Source organism: Dialister sp. (genome assembly GCF_036343215.1).
Lineage (GTDB): Bacteria > Bacillota > Negativicutes > Veillonellales > Dialisteraceae > Dialister.
Genome location: NZ_JAZASU010000157.1, coordinates 1 through 2786 on the forward strand (window position 1 = coordinate 1; position 2786 = coordinate 2786).

1 protein-coding gene and 1 pseudogene are annotated in these 2786 nt (G+C 46.0%); both read right to left on the reverse strand.

What is annotated here, in order from left to right:
* A pseudogene (locus tag VZT47_RS09955) lies at positions 1-140 on the reverse strand (S-layer homology domain-containing protein); the annotation flags it as partial.
* A gap of 433 nt (positions 141-573) precedes the next feature.
* Positions 574-2061: an aldehyde dehydrogenase family protein gene (locus VZT47_RS09960; protein WP_330224808.1), complete on the reverse strand. Its 1488-nt coding sequence runs from the start codon at positions 2059-2061 to the stop codon at positions 574-576.
* Positions 2062-2786: the final 725 nt, after the last annotated feature.

Here is a 2786-nt window from a genome sequence, read left to right on the forward strand (position 1 = left end):
ACGACGCCCTGGTCGGAGAGGTCGGAAACTGCCTGGAATGCCCAGTCATCCGGAGTAACATCAGAGAACGGGTTTGCTGCAAATGCAGAAACACCAGCGGTAAGTGCAGCTACTGCTGCGATTGCGAGAATCTTTTTCATAGGTAAGCTCCTTTTGAAAAAAATATTTTTTACCCTGATTCTGAAAGGATTTTCAAAAAGAGCTTCCGCGCGAGTTGCCGTGTTTCCTCTGTTTCTTCTCTTCTTTACTCTTCTCTTCCACACAAAGAGCAGGGCATTCCCTGTTGTGCGAACTTATTATACCACCATGATTAAAAAATTACAAATTTTTATGTAATTTTACTTTATAAAAAAATAATATTTCACGCATTTCATACAATAAATTCCTATGATTTATTATATTTTTTTACTTCCATCATAATCTTTTATTTCCCTAATTCGTAAATTTGATATACCTTATCCATTAACATCGGGAAGATGGCTTCGCGGGCGCTGTTTCTCGATTTTCATCTCTCTTTCCGATAAAAAAGAAGCCAGACCCTTTCGAATCTGACTTCTTAAAAATCACAATATTTTATTTGATATCATACATCCCGCTGATGCCTTCTTTAAGGTTGATGAGGATGTTCTTTGTCTGGCTGTAGTGTTCCAGCATGACTTTATGGGTTTCTCTGCCGATGCCGGACTGTTTATAGCCGCCGAACGGTGCGCCTGCGGGGAGATCATTGTAGGTATTCACCCACATACGGCCGGTGCGAACTCCGCGGGCTACTTTGAGGGCGGTATTGATATTCTTTGTAAAAACTGCTCCGCCCAGGCCATAGACGCTGTCGTTAGCAAGGGCAATAACTTCATCGGCAGTCTTGAATTTCTGGATGACCACGACAGGTCCGAAGATTTCTTCCTGGCAGACTCTGTCTGCATTCTTGTCAGTGACAAGGATGGTCGGTTTCATGAAATAGCCTTTGTCGCAGCCATTTTCAGTGTATCTTTCGCCGCCGGTGATGAGCTGTGCTCCTTCATCGATGCCGATCTGTACATATTTCAGCACTTTATCCTGCTGGGCTTTGTAAATCTGGGCACCCAGCTGGGTTTCCGGATCCGCGGGATCGCCGATCTTCACGGCTTCGAAGGTGGCTTTCAGATGTTTCAGGAATTCATCGAAAATGCCTTCCTGTACGAAAAGACGGGATCCTGCGCAGCATACCTGGCCCTGATTGAAGAGGATACCTTTGCAGGCGCCATCAATGGCCTGTTTCAGATCGGCATCATCAAAGACGATGTTTGCGGATTTTCCGCCCAGTTCCAGGGTAACCGGAATCAGTTTGTCGCAGGCAGCCTGGTAAACGCCGTGGCCCACTTCGGTAGATCCGGTGAAAGCCAGTTTATCGATATCCGGGTGATCCAGGAGCCACTGGCCGGAGCGGGAGCCTTTACCGGTAATCACATTCAGGACGCCCTTTGGAAGGAGATCTCCGATGAGACGGATCAGTTCCAGAATGGAAAGAGAGGTATGAGAAGACGGTTTAATGACGATGGTGTCGCCGGCAGCGAGAGCCGGGGCCAGTTTCCAGCAGGCCATGGTGAAGGGGAAATTCCAGGGAATAACCTGTCCTACCACACCTACCGGTTCATGGAGGATGAGGGACAGATTGTTGTCATCCAGCATGGTGGCAGAACCCTCCCAGGCTCTGAGGCACCCTGCGAAATAGCGGAAATGATCGTAGCCCAGAGGAATATCGGCAGCCAGGGTTTCACGGATCGGTTTGCCATTGTCCAGTGTTTCCACCAGGGCCAGATGCTCTGCATTTTCTTCAATAATATCAGCGATTTTCAGGAGAATATTCTGTCTTTCAATGGGAGAAGTCTTTGCCCAGCCCGGAAGAGCTGCCCGGGCAGCTTTGACAGCTTTATCCACATCTTCCTTCGTTGCTTCTGCACAGGAAGCCAGCTTTTCCCCATTTGCCGGGTTGTGCGCATCAAAAGTGGCTCCATCCGAAGCGGGTACGAATTCCCCATTGATGTAAAGACCATAGAGTTCCTGAAGTTCTGCTTTTGCCATAATATCCTTCCTTTCGGTAAATGGAGGGCTGTAAAAACACCAGAATCCTGAAAAGGTAACCTTAGAAGTAAAAACTTTGAATCGGGAGTCGGGAGTCTCGGGGATATCGGGAATGTCGAGGTGGTGCGGCGCAGCAGTAAAGAGCGCCGCTTTTTTATTTCTTAACCCGATTCCGTCAACGATCTCGAAATGACTTCTGAAGCAGGGATTCAACAGTCAGTCTTCATAAAGTCCAAATCCGGAAAGTTTCCTCTTTTACATGCCCACTTATAAAAACATACACTGAAGTTTGTACGATATTCCGGTATCAGTTGGAAATAAAACGGTCCATGGAAATACAACCTTTCATACTGTCCGATAATCACTTTCCATGGCATGTGTTGCTGTATATACATTGTAGCATGAGTTGTTATGCTAATCAATAGAAATGGTACCAAATAAGGTATATTTTAAATTAGCGAGTACTATTTTAAGTATATCATTAATAGGGATTTGTTTAGAAGGTATCAGGAAAATACAAGGAAAAAGCACAATGGAAAAAGATTTCGCCAAGTGCCTCAAACGGTAAGCATGCCCGGCGAATAGCCCCCCAAGTGCGGGGGGCTCGTTATTCTATAATTCTAAGTGCAACAGGAGCTAATATGATTTGTTTAAGAATCTGGTTTCCTCTCTATCCGGCATCCCTTGACGGGTCCTGAGCAAAATGATAAAATCTCCGGCTTTGG

What these genes read in the sequence shown, in the direction of transcription:
- VZT47_RS09960 (WP_330224808.1), bottom strand. Translation starts at nt 2,061, where the DNA reads ATGGCAAAAGCAGAACTTCAGGAACTCTATGGTCTTTACATCAATGGG.